Annotated in this window: 2 protein-coding genes; one reads left to right on the top strand and one right to left on the bottom strand. The window is 75.9% G+C overall.

Annotated elements, in window-relative coordinates:
• Window positions 1-87: 87 nt before the first annotated feature.
• Window positions 88-1047 (bottom strand): hypothetical protein, encoded by a 960-nt coding sequence (locus DQW85_RS22930; RefSeq protein WP_113702196.1) that lies wholly within the window; start codon window positions 1045-1047, stop codon window positions 88-90.
• A gap of 86 nt (window positions 1048-1133) precedes the next feature.
• Between DQW85_RS22930 and DQW85_RS22935 the strand changes: the two genes are divergently transcribed.
• Window positions 1134-1362 (top strand): hypothetical protein (locus DQW85_RS22935; protein WP_420819178.1); only part of this gene is annotated, 229 nt, incomplete at its 3' end.

Raw genomic sequence — 1362 nt, forward strand, 5'->3', positions numbered from 1 at the left:
CGACCTCGCGGGCGGACTGCTGCACGGCGTCGCCGCGCTTGGCGAGCACGCCGCCGGACGGAGGTGACGCGCGGGACGCGAGCGGTGTCACGCCTTGGGCGACGCTGCGAGCAGGCCGGCGATGTGCTCGCTGACCCCGGCCAGCAGCGTGGCGGGCCCGATGGGCGCGGCGGCGACGGCCGCGAACAGCGAGGGCAGCCCCGGCAGCGGGAAACCGTCGTCCTTCAGCGCGGCGCCGCCCACCGTGTTCTTGTCGAGCACCGAACGGCTGCGCTCCCAGGCGTCGAGCACCTCCTCCGAGGAGGGCACCCCGAAGCCGTGGCCGACGGGCGCCGCGTGGCGCAGCCGTACCAGCGGGGTGTCCGCGAACGCCAGCGCGGTGCGGGCGCGCGCACCGAGGTCGGCGGACGGCGCGGGCTCGATCCAGTGCATCGCCGTGCACGGGTTGCGGCAGGACGCGACGCACACCGCGAGCGCGCCGGCCACCTGGCTGTGCTGCCGGTCGAAGTACGCGCGCCAGCCCTCGGCGGGCTCGGCGGCCACCCGCAGAGTCCTGTTGGTGGCCGACTGCTCGGACTTGGTGTGGTCGCAGTCGCGGTCGCCGATGACCCCGAACCTGCTGCCCGGCGCGCTCAGCCCGTCGGGCCAGCGGGCGGGGTCGCCCGCGTGGCCGAGCTGCGGCTCGAACGCCAGCAGCGGCAGGTATTCGCTGGCGATGTGCACGGCCGCGATCATCGGGCTCAGCTCACGGCGGTGCCAGCGGACGGCGATGACCTCCAGCAGCAGCCCGTAGGCGGGCCGCAGCGACTCCAGCGCCCCGCGCGGCTGCTCGCGCGGGGTCTGCGGCATGTGACACGCGCGGGCCTGCCGCCTCAGCTCCGGCGGGACCGACCGCGCCTCGACGGCGAAGTCCTCGGCGTCGAGCGAGAGCAACCGCTGCCCGAACTCGCACACCTCGGCGATGTCCGGTGACGGGGCCAGCGCCCCGAGGTCGGCGAACGCGTAGCGGCGGGCCAGGGCGATGAGCAGGTCGCGGGTCGAGTTCACACGATCAACTCTCTCATGGCCTGACCTGGACTCCCTGCCGGACAGCCGGCCGCGCGGATCAGGGGCAGGGCGCCCTGACGCACTGGATGTCGCCCGGGTCCACGCTCACGGTCGGCTCGGTCGTCGGCTCCTGCGGGCCGGGGCTCGTGGGCTCCTCGCTCGGCTCGGGCTCGCGGGTGGGGGTGGGAGACGGCGTCGCGCTCGGCTTGCCCGTGCGGCTGGCGGTCGTGGTGGGGGTGGCGGTGGGGACCGGCGTGGAAGTGCCGCTCGGCCGCGGCGCCCCCGTGGCGTTCTTCGGCGGCGGGGCGGACTGCC

Source organism: Nonomuraea lactucae, from assembly GCF_003313395.1.
Taxonomy (GTDB): domain Bacteria; phylum Actinomycetota; class Actinomycetes; order Streptosporangiales; family Streptosporangiaceae; genus Nonomuraea; species Nonomuraea lactucae.